2 protein-coding genes are annotated in these 1,580 nt (G+C 40.3%); one reads left to right on the top strand and one right to left on the bottom strand.

Annotated features, from left to right (window positions below; genetic code table 11):
* Positions 1 to 120: 120 nt before the first annotated feature.
* A complete protein-coding gene (locus EI162_RS14115) occupies positions 121 to 1,197 on the bottom strand; it encodes a Fic family protein (RefSeq protein WP_192524930.1) in 1,077 nt (358 codons plus the stop codon).
* Positions 1,198 to 1,485: 288 nt separating this feature from the next.
* Between EI162_RS14115 and EI162_RS14970 the strand changes: the two genes are divergently transcribed.
* Positions 1,486 to 1,580 (top strand): helix-turn-helix domain-containing protein (locus tag EI162_RS14970; RefSeq protein ID WP_192524929.1); only part of this gene is annotated, 95 nt, incomplete at its 3' end.

Here is a 1,580-nt window from a genome sequence, read left to right as displayed (position 1 = left end):
CGTTATGACAAATAATATGGGAAAGGTATGGAGCAGCGCCAGGCTTCTGAAACTAAGACATACCTATTCATACATTCAAAAATAATGCTGCTCACTAAAGCGAGCGCATGATCTGTCATACTACGCTCGATTCATGAGTAGTTGCAGTAGTTCGACATTGATGTAGTAAGAGCTACGACCAACCTTCTCTTTTTGTAGTAGCCCAATATCAGTCAGCTCATCTAAGTATTTAGTCGCGGTGATGCGCGTTACTGCTAAATCAGTCATCACAAACTCTATTTTGGTATAAGGATGATTAAATAGGTTGTTTAACAGTTCTTGGCGATAGATTTTGGGCTTCTCCTCGCGCATTTTGAGCTTATATGCTTGTATCAATGCCTTGATGTCTTTAATTAAGGTGATGGTGGATTTAGACGTCTCTTCCACACTATCAAGCATAAATAACAGCCAACCTTCCCAGTCGCCAGTATCTCGAACGTGCTGTAGATAGTGATAATAATCAGCCTTATGTCGAATCAGGTAATGACTGAGGTATAAAACGGGCAAGTCTAGTAAGCCTTGCGCCACCAGATAGAGAATATTTAAAATCCTCCCTGTACGCCCGTTACCGTCATAGAATGGATGGATACTCTCAAACTGATGGTGAATGACCGCCATTTTTACCAGTGGATCAAGATCGCATATTGCATCATCATTTATGAAAGTGGTTAGATTATCCATGAATGCTTTGATGTCGTCGCCGTGTTGAGGCGGCGTATAGACAATATCGCCTTGGCTATTTTTGAGTGTCGTACCGGGCAGCTTACGAAACCCTGCAACGTTTTTCTCTAACTCTTCTTGAATCGCTAGAATATCACTTAAGCGAATAATGCCGCTTTTTCGTACCGTATCGAAACTTGATTTTAGCGCCTGCGTATAGTTCTGCACCTCTTTGGTCGCAAGGCTTTGATTGACTATATCAAGCTCAGCTTTAAATAGCTCATCATTGGTAGTGACAATATTTTCTATCTCAGAGCTGTGCTTCGCCTCTTGTAGCGCCAAGGTATTGATTAAGATCGCCTCATTGGGAATAGATGAGACTACACCTTTGAGTTCAGCTAAATGTCGATTGGCTGACGACAGTTTTTTAAGAACCGCTCTGGTTTCTAGCGCCTCCATATTAGGAAGCGGTAAAGGGATAATCTGATACTCGTCCATGGACACCTCTTTGAATATGTATAATATTTCAGCTTTTCTATACATGTTATATATATACGTATAGAAAACCAGCTTTTCTATACGTATTTTTTTGAGATATATAAATTTTCTGATTTATTAGACTTGTTCAGCATCGCTCAATGACACCCTTAGTAATTTTTGAGCCTAATGACTGACAGGAAATTATAATTTGCCTGATAGATAAGTTAGTGCCATAGTTGTTCACTGAACGTTCTGGACAGTTGTACTGTACAGTCTCTAAAAACGTACTTGAACACTAGGTGAACAATGAACATATCGGTGACGAAAGCAGCAAAAGAATGGGGTGTATCAAGAACGACGATCTATCAGAAAGTCAATGATGGTGAGCTTTCTAGAACGGC

Origin of the sequence: Psychrobacter sp. FME6, from assembly GCF_014861365.1 — a bacterium.
GTDB lineage: Bacteria > Pseudomonadota > Gammaproteobacteria > Pseudomonadales > Moraxellaceae > Psychrobacter.
The sequence above is the reverse complement of the archived record's forward strand: the minus strand, read 5'-3'. Positions and strand labels throughout refer to the sequence as shown.